Source organism: Methylobacterium ajmalii, assembly GCF_016613415.1.
In the GTDB taxonomy this organism is placed as follows: domain Bacteria; phylum Pseudomonadota; class Alphaproteobacteria; order Rhizobiales; family Beijerinckiaceae; genus Methylobacterium; species Methylobacterium ajmalii.
Genome location: NZ_JACWCT010000005.1, coordinates 38,873 through 54,695 on the forward strand (window position 1 = coordinate 38,873; position 15,823 = coordinate 54,695).

The 15,823-nt window shown below is 69.9% G+C and carries 13 protein-coding genes; 7 read left to right on the forward strand and 6 right to left on the reverse strand.

Annotated features, from left to right (window positions below; genetic code table 11):
• Positions 1-55 precede the first annotated feature (55 nt).
• Positions 56-2,788: an alpha-ketoglutarate dehydrogenase gene (gene mdeB / locus HPY23_RS01140; RefSeq protein ID WP_091882813.1), complete on the reverse strand. Its 2,733-nt coding sequence runs from the start codon at positions 2,786-2,788 to the stop codon at positions 56-58.
• Positions 2,789-3,080: 292 nt separating this feature from the next.
• Between mdeB and gcvT the strand changes: the two genes are divergently transcribed.
• The 4 genes from gcvT (at position 3,081) to HPY23_RS01160 (ending at position 8,524) form a co-directional block, all read left to right on the forward strand.
• A complete protein-coding gene (gene gcvT, locus HPY23_RS01145; RefSeq protein WP_091882816.1) occupies positions 3,081-4,214 on the forward strand; it encodes a glycine cleavage system aminomethyltransferase GcvT in 1,134 nt (377 codons plus the stop codon).
• Between the two features lie 18 nt (positions 4,215-4,232).
• Positions 4,233-4,595, forward strand: a complete 363-nt coding sequence (gene gcvH / locus HPY23_RS01150; protein WP_060845270.1) for a glycine cleavage system protein GcvH — start codon at positions 4,233-4,235, stop codon at positions 4,593-4,595.
• Between the two features lie 82 nt (positions 4,596-4,677).
• A complete protein-coding gene (gene gcvP / locus HPY23_RS01155; RefSeq protein WP_091882819.1) occupies positions 4,678-7,527 on the forward strand; it encodes an aminomethyl-transferring glycine dehydrogenase in 2,850 nt (949 codons plus the stop codon).
• Positions 7,528-7,759: 232 nt separating this feature from the next.
• A complete protein-coding gene (locus tag HPY23_RS01160; RefSeq protein WP_139234884.1) occupies positions 7,760-8,524 on the forward strand; it encodes a SlyX family protein in 765 nt (254 codons plus the stop codon).
• Positions 8,525-8,591: 67 nt separating this feature from the next.
• Here the strand turns inward: HPY23_RS01160 and dnaQ are convergent, their stop codons facing one another.
• The 5 genes from dnaQ to HPY23_RS01185 all read right to left on the reverse strand — a co-directional run bounded on the left by dnaQ (position 8,592) and on the right by HPY23_RS01185 (position 12,442).
• A complete protein-coding gene (gene dnaQ, locus HPY23_RS01165) occupies positions 8,592-9,305 on the reverse strand; it encodes a DNA polymerase III subunit epsilon (protein WP_091882825.1) in 714 nt (237 codons plus the stop codon).
• A 48-nt stretch (positions 9,306-9,353) separates the two neighbouring features.
• Complete coding sequence (gene coaE / locus HPY23_RS01170; protein ID WP_091882828.1) at positions 9,354-9,959, reverse strand: dephospho-CoA kinase; 606 nt, start codon at positions 9,957-9,959, stop codon at positions 9,354-9,356.
• On the reverse strand, positions 9,956-10,819 hold the full coding sequence (locus tag HPY23_RS01175) for a shikimate dehydrogenase (RefSeq protein ID WP_091882831.1): 864 nt from the start codon (positions 10,817-10,819) through the stop codon (positions 9,956-9,958). Before HPY23_RS01175 ends, coaE begins: the two co-directional genes overlap by 4 nt.
• Positions 10,820-10,986: 167 nt before the next feature.
• Entirely contained in the window at positions 10,987-11,607 is a 621-nt protein-coding gene (locus tag HPY23_RS01180) for a Maf family protein (RefSeq protein ID WP_091882835.1), read from the reverse strand.
• 4 nt (positions 11,608-11,611) lie between these two features.
• Complete coding sequence (locus tag HPY23_RS01185; RefSeq protein WP_060845278.1) at positions 11,612-12,442, reverse strand: pyruvate, water dikinase regulatory protein; 831 nt, start codon at positions 12,440-12,442, stop codon at positions 11,612-11,614.
• A 531-nt stretch (positions 12,443-12,973) separates the two neighbouring features.
• Between HPY23_RS01185 and hemE the strand changes: the two genes are divergently transcribed.
• From hemE to HPY23_RS01200, 3 genes are all read left to right on the forward strand, one after another.
• A complete protein-coding gene (hemE, locus tag HPY23_RS01190; RefSeq protein ID WP_091882838.1) occupies positions 12,974-14,062 on the forward strand; it encodes a uroporphyrinogen decarboxylase in 1,089 nt (362 codons plus the stop codon).
• Between the two features lie 327 nt (positions 14,063-14,389).
• Entirely contained in the window at positions 14,390-14,812 is a 423-nt protein-coding gene (gene hemJ, locus HPY23_RS01195) for a protoporphyrinogen oxidase HemJ (protein WP_091882841.1), read from the forward strand.
• 11 nt (positions 14,813-14,823) lie between these two features.
• Complete coding sequence (locus HPY23_RS01200) at positions 14,824-15,714, forward strand: alpha/beta fold hydrolase (RefSeq protein WP_175539865.1); 891 nt, start codon at positions 14,824-14,826, stop codon at positions 15,712-15,714.
• The last annotated feature ends 109 nt before the right edge of the window (positions 15,715-15,823 follow it).

Here is a 15,823-nt window from a genome sequence, read left to right on the forward strand (position 1 = left end):
GGGATCCCCTCGCCCGGCGATGCCCGGGGCCGAGGGGATCCCGCGCCTTTCCGCCTCACACCGTCCAGGGCGCCGGCCGGTTCGCGCCGAGGCCGTAGCGGGCGACCGCCTCGGCCACCGTCGCCCGGTCGAGCTTACCGTCGTCGGCGAGCGCGGCCAGCGCCGCCACCGCGACGTGGTGCCGGTCGACCTCGAAGAAGGCGCGCAGGGCGCTGCGGGTGTCGCTGCGGCCGAAGCCGTCGGTGCCGAGCGTGACGTAGCGGGCCTGGATCGCGGTCGCGATCAGCTGGGGATAGGCGCGGACGTAGTCGGTGGCGGCCACCACCGGGGCGGGGCCGGACAGCGATTCCTCGACGAGGCTGCGCTTCGGCGGCAGGCCCGGATTGAGGCGGTTCGACCGCTCGACCTCGCGGGCGTCGCGGGCGAGCTCGCTGAAGCTCGTGACGCTGTGGACCTCGCTGGCGATGCCCCACTCCTCGGCGAGAATCTTCGCCGCGGCAATCACTTCCGGCAGGATCGCGCCCGAGCCGAGTAGACGGATAGCCGGCTCATCATTTCCATAGCCGGCGAAACGATACATTCCGCGGATGATCCCGTCCCGCACGCCCGTCGGCATCGAGGGCTGGGCGTAGTTCTCGTTCATCGCCGTGACGTAGTAGAACGCGTCGACGTCGCGCTCCATCATGTCGCGGGCGCCGTGGTCGAGGATCACCGCCATCTCGTAGGCGAAGGCCGGATCGTAGGCGCGGCAATTCGGGATCGTCGCGGCGACGAGGTGGCTCGATCCGTCCTGGTGCTGCAGGCCTTCGCCGCCGAGCGTGGTGCGGCCGGCGGTAGCGCCGATCAGGAAGCCGCGGGCGCGCTGGTCGGCCGCTGCCCAGATCAGGTCGCCGACGCGCTGGAAGCCGAACATCGAGTAGTAGATGTAGAACGGCAGCATCGCGAGGCCGTGGACGCTGTAGGATGTCGCGGCCGCGGCCCAGGACGAGATCGCCCCGGCCTCGGTGATGCCCTCCTCCAGAAGCTGACCGTCGCGGGACTCCTTGTAGTAGAGCATCGAGCCGGCATCCTCCGGCTCGTAGAGCTGGCCGAGCGGCGAGTAGATGCCGACCTGCCGGAAGAGGTTGGCCATGCCGAAGGTGCGCGCCTCGTCGGCGACGATCGGCACGACGCGCGGGCCCAGCTCCTTGTGCTTGATCAGGCTGCTGAACAGCCGCACCGCCGCGGTGGTGGTCGACATCTCCTTGCCGTCGGCCTCGAGCGCGAAGCCCGCATAGGTCGAGAGGTCCGGCACGGGGACGTGGGCCGCCGTGCGGCGGCGCTTGGGCAGGAAGCCGCCGAGCTTTTCCCGGCGCTCGCGCAGGTAGCGCAGCTCGCGGCTGTTCTCGTCGGGCTTGTAGAATTCCAGCCGCTCGACCTGCGCGTCGGTGAGCGGCAGGGCGAAGCGATCCCGGAACGCCTTGAGGGCGTCGGTGTCGAGCTTCTTCGCCTGGTGGGCGGTCATGCGCGATTCACCGGCACCGCCCATGCCGTAACCCTTCTTGGTCTTGGCCAGGATCACGGTCGGGCGGCCCTTGGTGGCCTTCGCTGCCGCGAAGGCAGCAAAGAGCTTGCGGAAATCGTGGCCGCCGCGCTTGAGCTTGTCGACGTCGCCGTCCGACATGTGGGAGACGAGCGCCTTCACCTCCTCGTCCTCACCGAAGAAGTGGGCGAGGTTGTAGGCGCCGTCCTTGGCGCCCAGCGTCTGGTACTTGCCGTCCACCGTAGCGGCGAAGCGGCGCAGGAGGGCGTGGTTGGTGTCGCGGGCGAAGATCGCGTCCCATTCCGAGCCCCACAGCACCTTGACGACGTTCCAGCCGGCGCCGCGAAAGACGCTCTCCAGCTCCTGGATGATCTGGCCGTTGCCGCGCACCGGCCCGTCGAGGCGCTGCAGGTTGCAGTTGATCACGAAGGTGACGTTGTCGAGCTTCTCGCGCGCCGCCAGCGTCAGCGCGCCGATCGATTCCGGCTCGTCCATCTCGCCGTCGCCGAACACGCCCCAGACGTGCTGGCCGGCGGTGTCGGCCAAGCCCCGGTCGCTCAGGTAGCGCATGAAGCGCGCCTGGTAGATCGCGTTCATCGGCCCGATGCCCATCGAGCCGGTCGGCACCTGCCAGAACTCGGGCATCAGCCAGGGATGAGGATAGGAGCACAGGCCCTCGCCGGCAATCTCCTGGCGGTAATGCTTCAGGTTGGTCTCGGAGAGCCGTCCCTCCAGGAAGGCACGGGCATAGACGCCGGGCGCCGAATGCGGCTGGAAGAACACGAGGTCGGCGCCCGCGCCGGTGGCGTCGCCGGCCTGGAAGAAGTGGTTGAAGCCGAGCTCGAAGATCTCGGCGGCGGACGCGTAGCTCGCGACGTGGCCGCCGAGCTCGCCGTAGGCCATGTTGGCCCGCACCACCATGGCGAGCGCGTTCCAGCGCATGATCGAGGTGAGCCGCTCCTCGACCGCGAGGTCGCCCGGATAGGGCGGCTGCTTCTCGAGCGGGATGGTGTTGCGGTAGGGCGAGTAGGGCGGTGCCTCCTCGACGATGCCGATCTCCCGCGCCTTCTGCTCCAGCCGGTCGAGGAGGAAGCGGGCGCGCGCCGCGCCGCCGTGGCGCAGGACCGATTCGAGGGAGGCGAGCCAGTCCGCGGTCTCGGCCGGATCCGGATCGGCCACGCCGCGGGGACCCAGGATCGCTTGACCGGTCGAACGGTCGTTCTCGTTGACCGGCACGGCCGGGCTCGGCTTGGCGCTCGCGCTCATGACGTCTCGTCTCCCATCGATGGCGCCAGGATAATTCCCCGGTCGCGGCAGAAGCTGCTTCGTTTGCCGCCTCCCGAGCCGATCGCGCAAAACATTTTCGCTTGAGCGTTCGTGTTCGGTCGTTCTTGCCGCAGGCCGGCGGCGAAGCGGTGCCGTTGCCGATCGGTCCGCGCGGGCCGGCAGGCCAGACCGGGTAGCGTCAATGGCACTTTTGTCCTAGCCTCCCGGGCGAAGTCGGCCGCAGGGGACCGGTGGTCCCGCCCGCGGCCGGACACGCTCGGGAGCCTCCGCGATGACCGCCAGCCTCCGTGAGACGCCCTTGCACGCGCTGCACGGGGAGGCCGGCGCCCGGATGGTGCCGTTCGCCGGCTACAGCATGCCGCTGCACTATCCTCTCGGGCTCCTGAAGGAGCACCTGCACACGCGCCGGGCCGCCGGCCTGTTCGACGTCTCGCATATGGGCCAGATCGCCGTGCGGGCCCGCTCCGGCGACCCGGGCGACGCCGCCCGCGCCCTCGAGACCGTCCTGCCGATCGACGTCCTCGACCTCGGCGTCGGCCGCCAGCGCTACGGTGTCCTGACGCTGCCGGGCGGCGGCATCCTCGACGACCTGATGCTCGCCCACTTGGGCGACCACTACCTCCTGGTCGTCAACGCCGCCAACAAGGCGGCCGACCTCGCCCACTTGCTCGACGCGATCGGCACCGCCTGCACGGTCGAGCCGGTCGAGCGGGCCTTGCTCGCCCTCCAGGGCCCGGGGGCGGACGCGGCCCTCGCCCGCCATCTGCCGGCGGTCGCCGGGATGCGCTTCATGGATGCACGCACCATCGCGTTCGGCGGCGAGGAGGGCGTCGTCGTGCGCTCCGGCTATACCGGCGAGGACGGGTTCGAGGTCGCGCTGCCGGCCGCCTCCGCGGTGGCGCTCGCCCGGGCGCTGCTGGCCGAGCCGGAGGTGAAGCCGGTCGGCCTCGGCGCCCGCGATTCCCTGCGCCTCGAAGCCGGCCTGTGCCTGCACGGCTCGGATATCGGCCCCGAGACCTCGCCGGTCGAGGCCGGTCTCGCCTGGGCGATCCCGAAGGTGCGGCGCCTGGGCGGCGACCGGGCCGGCGGCTTCCCGGGGGCCGAGCGCATCCTGGCGGAGCTGGAGGAGGGACCGGCGCGGCTGCGGGTGGGCTTGAAGCCTGAGGGGCGGACCCCGGTGCGGGCCGGTGCGGCGCTCTACGCGGCGGCCGACGCCGCCGAGGCGGCCGGCCGGGTGACCTCCGGCGGCTTCGGCCCGAGCCTGGAGGCGCCGATCGCCATGGGGGTGCTGCCGCGCGCGCTGGCCGTGCCCGGCGCGCAGGTCTTCGCCGAGGTGCGCGGCCAGCGCCTGCCCTGCGCGGTGGTGCCTCTGCCGTTCCGCCCTGCCGGCTTCAAGCGGTCCTGACACAAGGGAGTTCTCTCGATGCTGAAATACACCGACGAGCACGAGTGGCTGCGCCTGGAGGGCGACGTGGCGACGGTGGGGATCACCGACCATGCTGCCGGGCAGCTCGGCGACCTCGTCTTCATCGAGCTGCCGAAGGTCGGCGCCACCCTGACCAAGGGCGCGGCCGCCGCGGTGGTGGAATCCGTCAAGGCGGCCTCCGACGTCTACGCGCCGGTCGACGGCGAGGTGATCGAGGTCAACGAGGCGGCGGTGAGCAGCCCGGAGAGCGTCGGCACGGACCCGCAAGGGGAGGGCTGGCTCTACCGCGTGCGCCTCTCGGACCCGTCCCAGCTCGACGGGCTGATGGACGAGGCGGCCTACCGGGCCTCCTTGGGCTGACATCCCGACGGGCGGGGCAGCGACCGGCTCCGCCTTCGCATCCCGAGCCGCCCCACGCGGCACCGATCAGGGCGCGCCTCCCATGCCGATGGACAAGTACGATCCCTACGATTTCGCCAACCGCCGCCATATCGGCCCGTCGGTCGACGAGATCGCCCGCATGCTGGAGGTGGTCGGGGCCGACAGCCTCGACGCCCTGATCGACGAGACCCTGCCGGCCGGCATCCGCCAGAGAGAAGCCACCGAGTTCGGCGCCGCCCTGTCGGAGCGCCGGGCGATCGAGCGCCTGCGCGCCACCGCCAACAAGAACAGGCTGCTGACCTCGCTGATCGGCCAGGGCTACCACGGCACCACGATGCCGCCGGCGATCCAGCGCAACATCTTCGAGAACCCGGCCTGGTACACGGCCTACTCGCCCTACCAGCCCGAGATCAGCCAGGGCCGGCTCGAGGCTTTGCTCAACTTCCAGACCTGCGTCGGCGACCTGACCGGGCTCGACATCGCTAACGCCTCGCTCCTCGACGAGGCGACGGCCGCCGCCGAGGCGATGGGCATGGCGCGCCGGATCGCGACCGCCAAACCTGACATCTTCTTCGTCGACGCGCAGTGCCTGCCGCAGACCATCGCGGTGCTGAAGACCCGGGCCGAGCCGTTCGGCTGGCGCATCGTCGTCGGCGATCCCTTCACCGACCTCGATCCCGCTTCCGTGTTCGGCGCGATCGTCCAGTATCCGGGCGTCGAGGGCGCGGCCCACGACTTCACCGACGTGATCGCAAAGCTCCATGAATCCGGCGCCATCGCCGTGGTGGCGGCCGATCCCCTGGCTCTGACGGTGCTCAAACCCCCGGGCGAGATGGGGGCCGACATCGCGGTCGGCTCGATGCAGCGCTTCGGCGTGCCGATGGGCTATGGCGGGCCGCACGCCGCCTACATGGCGACGCGGGACGCCCACAAGCGGGCGCTCCCCGGGCGCATCGTCGGCGTCTCGGTCGATTCCCGCGGCAACCGCGCCTACCGGCTCTCGCTCCAGACCCGCGAGCAGCACATCCGGCGCGAGAAGGCGACCTCGAACATCTGCACCAGCCAGGTGCTGCTGGCGGTCATCGCCTCGATGTACGCGGTGTTCCACGGGCCGCGCGGGCTCAAGGCGATCGCGATGCGCATCCACCGCGACGCGACGCGGCTCGCCGCGGGGCTGAACCAGCTCGGCTTCGAGACCCATCCCGACGCGTTCTTCGACACGATCACCGTCACGGTCGGGCCGTTCCAGGGCATGATCCTCAAGAACGCCGTCGCCAACGGGATCAACCTGCGGAAAGTTGGCAACGACCGCATCGGCATCACGGTCGACGAGCGCACGAGGCCCGACATCATCGAGGCGGTGTGGCGCGCCTTCGGCGGCGACAGCCTGGCTTACGACGAATCCTGGCCCGAGCCGCGCCTGCCGGCGGATCTCGTTCGCACCTCGGAGTACCTGACCCACCCGATCTTCCACATGAACCGGGCCGAGAGCGAGATGACGCGCTACATGCGCCGCCTCGCCGACCGCGACCTCGCCCTCGACCGGGCGATGATCCCGCTGGGCTCCTGCACGATGAAGCTCAACGCGACCGCCGAGATGCTGCCGATCTCGTGGCCGGAATTCTCGGAGCTGCATCCCTTCGCGCCGAAGGACCAGGCCGAGGGCTATGCCGAGATGATCCAGGATCTCTCGCAGAAGCTCGCCGACATCACCGGCTACGCGGCGATCTCGATGCAGCCGAATTCCGGCGCGCAGGGCGAGTATGCCGGCCTGCTCGCGATCCGCGCCTACCACCTGTCGCGCGGGGAGGGGCACCGGACGATCTGCCTGATCCCGTCCTCGGCCCACGGCACCAACCCGGCCTCCGCCCAGATGTGCGGCATGACCGTCGTGGTGGTCGGCGCCGACCGCAACGGCAACGTCGACGTGGCCGATTTTCGCGCCAAGGCCGAGAAGCACGGAGATAACCTCGCCGCCTGCATGATCACCTACCCGTCCACCCACGGGGTGTTCGAGGAGGCGGTGCGGGAGATCTGCGACATCACCCACGCCCATGGGGCCCAAGTCTATCTCGACGGCGCCAACCTCAACGCGCTGGTCGGCCTCGCCCGGCCCGGCGACATCGGGGCGGATGTCAGCCACATCAACCTGCACAAGACCTTCTGCATCCCGCATGGCGGCGGCGGGCCCGGCATGGGGCCGATCGGCGTCAAGGCGCACCTGATCCCGTTCCTGCCCGGCCACGTCGAGACCGACGGGCGCGAATTCTCGGTCTCGGCCGCGCCCTACGGTTCCGCCGCGATCCTGCCGATCTCCTGGAGCTACTGCCTGCTGATGGGCGGGCGGGGGCTGACGCAGGCCACCCGCATCGCGATCCTCAACGCCAACTACATCGCGAAGCGCCTCGCCGGGGCCTACGAGGTTCTCTACACCGGCACCCACGGCCGGGTGGCGCACGAGTGCATCATCGACGCCCGCCCGCTGATGAAGAGCGCAGGGATCAGCGTCGAGGACATCGCCAAGCGGCTGATCGATTGCGGCTTCCACCCGCCGACGATGAGCTGGCCGGTGGCCGGCACGCTGATGATCGAGCCGACCGAGTCCGAGACCAAGGGCGAGATCGACCGCTTCTGCGACGCCATGCTGGCGATCCGTGAGGAAATCCGGGCGATCGAGGAGGGCCGGATGGACCGGGCCGACAACCCGCTCAAGAACGCGCCCCACACGGTCGAGGACCTGATCGGCCCCTGGGAACGGCCCTATTCCCGCGAGGCCGCCTGCTTCCCGGCCGGCGCCTTCCGGGTCGACAAGTACTGGCCGCCGGTCAACCGGGTGGACAATGCCTATGGCGACCGCAACCTGGTCTGCGCGTGTCCGCCGGTGGAGAGCTACGTCAAGGCGGCGGAGTAGCCGCCTCTACGCGGTCAGGCCGTAGAGTCCGGCCGAGGGATTCTGCCGGGTTGCGCCGGGACCAGGCTGGGTATGAGTGCATCGCGGGATCACGAGCTCACGTCGATTGTCATTCTGCTGGGGATCGAGCGCATTCGCCGAATGCCTGGTTCCACACTGGCTTTGTCCTCCTGCTCCGGATCTGCTAAATTCGGATTCGAAATTGATTTTTTAGCTGTGGGACGATTTTTCGATGCACGATACAGCCTACGAGATCGGCGGAGCGTTCATTCGAACATATGTCAAAAATCATCCATGCATAATTGTTGAAATTGGTAGTATGGATGTAAATGGAACATTGCGTGATCATGTTGAAAAAATAGATACTTACATCGGAATGGATGTTGAACACGGAAAAGGCGTCGATCTGATGATCGATCCTCTGAAGTCTCTACCAATAAGAGACAGCTTTTCCGACATCACTTTGTCGAGTTCGCAGATGGAGCACGACAAGTTTTTCTGGAAAACATTTTTAGAATTAGTCAGAATTACGAAAAATGGCGGTTATATATACGTTAGTGCCCCGTCGAATGGCAAATATCATTCATACCCAATCGACTGCTGGCGCTTCTACCCTGAAGCTGGCCTCGCTCTCGCAGAATGGGCGACGGTCAACGGCTTTCAGTGCACGCTCATCGAGAGTTTCACGGCTGGTCGGATGAGCGACGACTGGAACGACTACGTCGGGATCTTCCAAAAATGTTTGCCGGAGGAGGCCAGTCCGGCCGGCTTCATCTCCGATCATTTCAAATCGTATAATGTCAGAAAATTCGGATCCAACAATGTCACCAACCTCAGCGAGCCGACGGAAGATTTCATACTGCTGACCGAAGTTCGGCAACGTGTGACGGCGCAGCAGGACGAGATTCGCGCGTTAACCGAGAAGATCCAAGCCCTTGAGCACGAACTGAGGACGGCAAAGGCGCAGGATGGGGCCGGACGCGAAGCCACCGAGTAGGATCGATCACGCGCCGGGACGGGTGCCGCGCCCTCAGCGCGCGGATCGCCCTTCCCGATTTCGGAATTCAATCCACCTCCCCCAGGTACTCCCGCCAGATCGCCTTCTCACCCAACCCCGCCGCGAAGGCGGTGTGCGCGGCCAGCTCGGCCTCGGTGAGGCGGCTGCGGGTCGGGCGCGGGCCGTGCTCGACGGGGGCGGCGCGCAGGGACGGGCCGGCCGGGCCGGCATTGCCCTCCACCGTCAGCCCGAGCGTCGTCTGCTTGCCGCCGAGCAACTCGATATAGACCTCGGCGAGGATCTGCGAATCGAGGAGCGCGCCGTGCTTGGTGCGGCGGGAATTGTCGATGCCGTAGCGCGAGCACAGCGCATCGAGGTTGTTGGCCGCACCCGGATGCTTGCGGCGGGCGAGCGCCAGGGTGTCGACGACGCTCGCCAGCTCGATCGGCGGCGGCGCCTTGTCGCCCAGCCGAGCGTATTCGGCGTTGAGGAAGCCGACGTCGAAGGCGGCGTTGTGGATCACGAGCGTCGCGTCGCCGCAGAACTCCAGGAAGTCGGGCAGGATCTGCGCGAAGAGCGGCTTGTCGGAGAGGAACGCGTCCGAGAGGCCGTGGACCCGGAACGCGCCCTCCGACACCGCCCGCTGCGGGTTGATGTAGCGATGGAACTCGCGCCCCGACGGGATGTGGTTGAGGAGCTCGATGCAGCCGATCTCGATCAGCCGGTCGGTCTTGGCCTCGGTGCCGGTGGTCTCGGTGTCGAGGACGATCTCGCGCAGCATCGTGCGGTTCCCCTGTGAGCTGGTTTCGACCGGTGTAGCGAGGAAGCGTTAACCGGCCCGCCGCGCCGCCGCGGCGGCGATCACCGCGTCCACCTGCGCCTCGGCGTGGGGGAAGCCGCGGTCGGTCTCGATCAGGTGGTCGGCGCGCCGGCGCTTCTCGGCGTCGGGCATCTGCTTGGCGAGGATCTGCGCGAAGGCCGCCTCGGTCATGCCGGGGCGGGCCAGCACCCGGGCGCGCTGCACCTCGGCCGGGGCGGTGACCACCGCGACGGCGTCGCAATGGCGCTCGCCGCCGGTCTCGAACAGGAGCGGCACGTCGAGCACCACGAGGGGCGCCGCCGCGTGCGCGGCGAGAAACACGTCCCGGGCCGCGCCCACCAGGGGGTGGACCAGGGATTCGAGGTGGCGCAGGCGCTGGGCATCGCCCAGCACGGCGTCGCGCAACGCCGCGCGATCGACCGCCCCGTCGGCGCCGAGTGTCCCGGGGAACGCGTCGCCGATCGCGACGGCGGCGGCCCCGCCCGGTCCGTAGAGGGCGTGCACGCAGGCATCGGCGTCGTGGACCGGCACGCCGCGCGCGCGGAACATCGCCGCGGTGGCGCTCTTGCCCATCCCGATCGAGCCGGTGAGGCCGAGGACGAAGGGCCGGCTCATCCGTGGCTCTCCAGATCGGCGACGATGCGGGCGCGCAGGGCGGGAGTCACGCAAGGCGCCGCGCCGAACCAGTGGCGAAAGCCCGGCACCGCCTGGTGCAGCAGCATGCCGAGCCCGTCGACCGCCGGCAGCCCGCGGGCCCGGGCGGCGGCGAGCAGCGGGGTCTCCAGCGGCACGTAGACGATGTCGGACACCGCGGCCTGTGCCGGCAGCGGCGCGAGGTCGAGGACGAGCGGATCCTGCCCGGCCATGCCGAGCGCCGTGGTGTTGATGAGGAGCCCGGTCTCCGGGAGCAGCGACGGTACCGCATCCCAGGACAAGGCCGTGATCCGGGCCGGATCGAGGGCGGTCAGGCCCTCGGCCCGCTCGGCGCTGCGATTGGCGACGATCAGCCGGTCGAGGCCGCGTTCGAGGAGCCCGACCAGGATGGCCCGGGCCGCCCCGCCGGCGCCGAGCACCAGGGCGACGCGCCCGTTCGCGACGCCCGTCGCCTCCGGCCAGCCGGCACCCAGGCTGGCATCGAGATGGGCGAGGAAGCCCGGCGCGTCGGTGTTGTCGCCGTGGAGGCGCCCGTCCTCGAACCACAGGGTGTTGACGGCGCCGATCCGCCCGGCCCGGGGCGTCAGTTCCTCGGCGAGGCGGAAGGCCGCCTCCTTGTGCGGGATCGTGACGTTGCCGCCGACGAAGCCCGCCGCGTGCAGGGACCGGACGAACTCTGGAAAGGCGTCGGGATGGACATCGACGCGCTCGTAGGTGCCGGGCAGGCCGTGCTCGGCGAGCCAGTGGCCGTGGATCAGCGGCGAGCGGGAATGGGCGATCGGGTGGCCGACCACGAAGGCTCTGGGGTGCGGGGTCGTCATCGCGACATCAGTCTCAGGCGGTTCGAGTGCTTTTCTGAATTGGTCCAATCCTCAACCTCATCCTGAGGTGTCAGTCCATCATTGATGGACTGACACCTCAGGATGAGGTCGCGGGTAGGATGAAGGGAACAGGCGTCACGCTACTGCCCTGCCTCCGACATGTGTCCTCAGAACGCCAGCAATCCCCGCCCCCGCAACCGCGCGAGCAGCGGCAGCAGCGGCAGGCCCAGGATGGTCGAGTGGTCGCCCTCGATGCGGTCGAACAGGTGGATGCCGACGCCCTCGAGCTGATAGGCGCCGACGCTGCCGGTCACCGAAGGCCCGGCGGCGTCGAGGTAGGCGGCGATCCCCGCCTCGTCGAGCGGCCGCATCGCGAGCCGCGCGGTGACGACGAAGACCTCGGCCACCGCGCCGTCGACCGCGAGCGCCACGGCGGAGTGGAGCGCGTGGGTGCGCCCCTGCAGCCGCGCGAGATGGGCGGCGGCGCCCGCCCGGTCGGCGGGCTTGTGGAAGACCGTGCCGTCGAGGTCGAGCACCTGGTCGGCGCCGACCACCACCCGGCCGGGCGACGGGCCCGCGACCGCCTCCGCCTTGGCGGCGGCCAGGCGCTCGGCGAGGTTTTCGGGCGAGAGACCGGCGGCCTGCGCCTCGACGGCGCGCTCGTCGACGCCCGGGGCCCGGGTCTCCACGGTCAACCCGGCGGATTCGAGCAGCGCGCGCCGGGTCGGGCTGGTCGAGGCGAGGAGGAGCGGCGCGGGCCCGCGCCAGAGCGAGGAAGCGTGCGGCATCGGATCAGTCGGCGATGAACTTGAGCCGGTGCTCGCGGTAGTAGTCGACGATCGCCGCGGCGGTCTCCTCGATCGAGCGCCGGGTGACGTCGATCACCGGCCAGCGGTTGCGGGCGAAGAGCCGGCGCGAGGAGGCGATCTCGTTCGCCACCGCGTCGCGGTCGACGTAGGAGGAGGAATCGTCGGCCTTGAGGCTGAGCAGGCGGTTCTGGCGGATCTGGACGATCCGCTCCGGCGAGGCGATCAGCCCGACGATGAGCGGCTGGCGCAGGGTCTCGAGGATCGCCGGCGGCGGCACGCCCGGGATGAGCGGGATGTTGGTGGTCTTCAAGCCCCGGTTGGCGAGGTAGATCGCCGTCGGCGTCTTCGAGGTGCGGCTGACCCCGAGCAGGATCACGTCCGCCTCGTTGAGGTCGTGCGGCAGGTTGCCGTCGTCGTGGGCGAGCGTGAAGTTCATCGCGTCGATGCGCTTGAAGTACTCCGCGTTCAGCATGTGCTGCGCGCCCGGCCGCGCCGTCGAGTGGGTGCCGAGATAGGATTGCAGCAGCTGGTGCACCGGCTCCAGCACCGAGAGCAGCGGCGAGCCGGTGGCCCGGCAGGCCTCCTCCAGCCGCTCGGTGAGCTCGCGCCCGACCAGGGTGTAGAGCACGATACCGGGGGCCTGCTCGATCTCGTTGATCACCCGCTCGAGCTGGGTGCCCGAGCGCACCAGGGGGTAGACGTGCTCGATCGCCGAAACCCCCTCGTACTGCGCGGCGGCCGCGCGGCCGACATTGATCAGGGTCTCGCCGGTGGAATCCGACACGAGGTGGAGGTGGAAGTAGCTGCGGACCACGCGGGCTCCCCGGGCTCGCCGCGGGCGCGGCAGACACCAAGACTCCGAGGCTCGGTGCGTCGTCCACCGATCGGCCACGCGGAGTCGATGAGTGTGGATAAAGCGCCGACGAAGCGAGGTCCAGGCAGGAGGCCTGTGGGTTAACGGCCTCGCGCCTCAACAGGCCGGGCGTTAACACTCGTGGCGGACCGCCCGTGGGAGAATCCGGGACGTGGACCCGACGATCCGGGTCCGACGGGGGTCAAACCCCTCGTGACTCTCGCGATCCTTCGACAATGGAGCAAATCTGTTAAAGGCCTCTTAACGCACCGGCGGTGGGGACGGGCTGTGGACGGGGCTGGAGCCCCGCGATGCCTGCCCCCAATAGAAAAAACAGATTCCTAGAATCTCTCTTTTCTTTTCAGAGGCCTGGGTGGGGATGGGCATCGCCCGGGGTCGCGACGACGCGTCGGGCTGGCGCCGGAGTGCGGTTCTCGGCATAGGGAAACCGGCCGCCGGCGTGGCGGCAGACGGTTTTCGGGGGGACGGAGAATGAGCGGGACCGCGGGAGCCGGGAAGGAAGCCGCCGAGCGGCCGATCCTGCGGGTGCTGAACGGCGAGGCGCTGTCGCCCCCGCCGGCCTGGATGATGCGCCAGGCCGGGCGCTACCTGCCGGAATACCGGGCGGTGCGGGCCGAGGCCGGCTCCTTCCTCGACCTCTGCTACAACCCCGACTTCGCCACCGAGGTCACGCTGCAGCCGATCCGCCGCTTCGGCTTCGAGGCGTCGATCCTGTTCTCCGACATCCTGGTGGTGCCCCACGCGCTCGGCCAGGACGTGCGCTTCGTGGAGGGGGAAGGCCCCCGCCTCGACCCGATGGCCGGCCGGACCGAGTTCGACGCGCTGATCGAGGCGGGCGACCCGCGGATCATGCGCCACCTGGCGCCCGTCTTCGAGACCGTCGGCCGCCTGCGGGCGGAGCTGCCGTCCGAGACGACGCTGCTCGGGTTCTGCGGCGCGCCCTGGACGGTGGCGAGCTACATGATCGGCGGGCGCGGCACGCCGGACCTGGCGCCCGCCCGCGCCCTCGCCGCCCGCGACCCCGCCCTCCTCGACGCCCTGATCGACCGGCTGGTCGCGGTCTCGACCGAGTACCTCGTGCGCCAGTTCGAGGCCGGCGCCGACGCGGTGCAGATCTTCGAGAGCCATGCCGGCAGCCTGCCGGACGTGCCGGCGGGCGAGGCCGGCGACGCGCTGTCGCGCTGGAGCTTCCAGCCGATCGCCCGGATCGTGTCCGGCATCCGCGCCCGGGTGCCGGGCGCCAGGATCATCGTCTTCGCCCGCGGCTCGGGGCTCGACGGCCACGCCCGGGTGGCGGACGAGACCGGCGCCGACGCGGTCGGGGTCGATTGGGCGGTGGATCTGAAGGCTCTGCGGGCCCGCCTGCCGGCCCGCGTCGTCACGCAGGGCAATCTCCACCCCGAGACCCTGATCGCCGGCGGCGCGGCGCTCGACGCCGCCGTGGACGCCATCCTGGAGGCCACCGCCGGCACGCCCCACATCTTCAACCTCGGCCACGGCATCACCCCGCAGACGCCGATCCCCCATGTCGAGCGGATGCTGGCGCGGTTGCGGCGGTGACGGGACGTCGCACCACGCACGCTCCTGCCCCTTCTCATCCGCAACCTCATCCCGAGGTGCGACCGAAGGGAGCCTCGAAGGAGGTCTCCAGTTCGCTCGGAGACTTCTGGAGCACATTCCGACGAAGTGGATACCGGTTCGTCGAAAGAAAATTCGGCAAAATCAAAGACTTAGAGAGCTTCGCGATCGCAGCGCGATCGTGGGGCGCTCCAGAGCCCTCCTTCGAGGTCAGTCGATCTTCGATCGGCTGACACCTCAGGATGAGGTCGAGGGCAGGATGGAATCAACAAAGCGATCGAACATCCCCCCGCGAGGAACCACCCCACCGTGTATCTCTGGATCAAGGCCGCCCACATCGTCTCGCTCATCGCCTGGATGGCGGCGATGCTCTACCTGCCGCGGCTGTTCGTCTATCACGCCGCGCTGCCGGCAGGCTCGGCGACGGCCGAGACCTTCAAGGTGATGGAGCGGCGCCTCGCCAAGGCGATCATGCTGCCGGGCATGATCGCCACCTGGATCTTCGGCATCGCCCTCATGGTGATGAGCGAGGCCTATACCCAGGGCTGGATGCACGCCAAGCTCGCCCTGGTGCTGGCGATGAGCGGCATCCACGGCTGGCTGTCGCGGATGGTCAAGGACTTCGCCGCCGACCGGAACGCCCGCAGCCCCAAATTCTACCGGGTGCTCAACGAGGTGCCGACGCTCCTGCTGATCCTGATCGTGATCCTGGTGGTGGTGAAGCCGTTCTGAGGGAGTCCGTGATGGCCGGCATCGAGACGCAGACCCTCTCCTTCACCCTGGCCGGGCGCGCCCTGACCCTGCCGGTGGACCGGATCGGCGAGGGACCGCCGGCCCTGCTGCTGCCGGCCCTGTCCTCGATCTCGACCCGCGAGGAGATGCGGCCCCTGGCGACGCGGCTGTCCACCCGCCACGCTTGCCTGGTGCCGGACTGGCCCGGCTTCGGCGCGCAACCGCGTGCCCGGGTGCCGCTCGCGCCCGACACGCTGCACGCCTTCCTCGACGCGCTCCTGGCGCCGCATGGCGGCGCATGGCAAGCGCCCGGCCCCTACGCGCTCGGGATCGCGGCCGGCCACGCCGCCGGCTACCTTCTCGCCGCGGCCGCCCGGCATCCGGGCGCCTTTTCCCGGCTGGTCCTGGTGGCGCCGACCTGGCGCGGCCCGCTGCCGACCGCGATGGGCGAGGAGCGCCGGCCGCTCTTCGGGCGCCTGCGCCGCGCCGTCGAGGCGCCGTTCGTCGGCAACCTGCTCTACCGGATCAACGTCAGCACCCCGATCGTGTCGCGGATGATGCAGGCCCACGTCTATGCCGATCGGGCCCGGGTCACCCCGGCGCTGCTGGCCGAGAAGCGGCGGGTGACGCACCAGCCCCGCGCCCGCTTCGGCACCGCCGCCTTCGTCACCGGCGGCCTCGATCCGGTGCGGACCCGCGCCGAGTTCCACGCCCTGTTCGGCCCCGGCCTGCCGCCGGTGACGATGCTCCACCCCAGGGGCGCGCCGCGCCGCTCGGGCGCCGAGATGACGGCGCTCGCCGAGGCCGGCCTCGTGCGCAGCGTCGCGATCCCTGGCGCGCTCGCCGCCCACGAGGAATGCCCCGAGGCGGTCGCGGCCGCGATCCTCGGCGCCGCGGCGTGAGGACGGGGCGGGCGCTCCTCGCGGGGGTGCGCCTCCTCTCCGCGGCGCTTGTGCTCTCTGCCGCGGCGCTCGCCCCGGCCGCGGCCGAGCCTGCGCTGCGGCCCTACCT

Bases quoted from the DNA above. Each gene is read 5' to 3' on its own strand.
- HPY23_RS01160 (WP_139234884.1), top strand. From the start codon at position 7,760: ATGCACGATACAGCCTACGAGATCGGCGGAGCGTTCATTCGAACATAT.
- mdeB (WP_091882813.1), bottom strand. From the start codon at position 2,788: ATGAGCGCGAGCGCCAAGCCGAGCCCGGCCGTGCCGGTCAACGAGAAC.
- coaE (WP_091882828.1), bottom strand. From the start codon at position 9,959: ATGAGCCGGCCCTTCGTCCTCGGCCTCACCGGCTCGATCGGGATGGGC.
- HPY23_RS01175 (WP_091882831.1), bottom strand. From the start codon at position 10,819: ATGACGACCCCGCACCCCAGAGCCTTCGTGGTCGGCCACCCGATCGCC.
- hemE (WP_091882838.1), top strand. From the start codon at position 12,974: ATGAGCGGGACCGCGGGAGCCGGGAAGGAAGCCGCCGAGCGGCCGATC.
- HPY23_RS01200 (WP_175539865.1), top strand. From the start codon at position 14,824: ATGGCCGGCATCGAGACGCAGACCCTCTCCTTCACCCTGGCCGGGCGC.
- dnaQ (WP_091882825.1), bottom strand. From the start codon at position 9,305: ATGCTGCGCGAGATCGTCCTCGACACCGAGACCACCGGCACCGAGGCC.
- gcvT (WP_091882816.1), top strand. From the start codon at position 3,081: ATGACCGCCAGCCTCCGTGAGACGCCCTTGCACGCGCTGCACGGGGAG.
- HPY23_RS01180 (WP_091882835.1), bottom strand. From the start codon at position 11,607: ATGCCGCACGCTTCCTCGCTCTGGCGCGGGCCCGCGCCGCTCCTCCTC.
- gcvP (WP_091882819.1), top strand. From the start codon at position 4,678: ATGCCGATGGACAAGTACGATCCCTACGATTTCGCCAACCGCCGCCAT.
- gcvH (WP_060845270.1), top strand. From the start codon at position 4,233: ATGCTGAAATACACCGACGAGCACGAGTGGCTGCGCCTGGAGGGCGAC.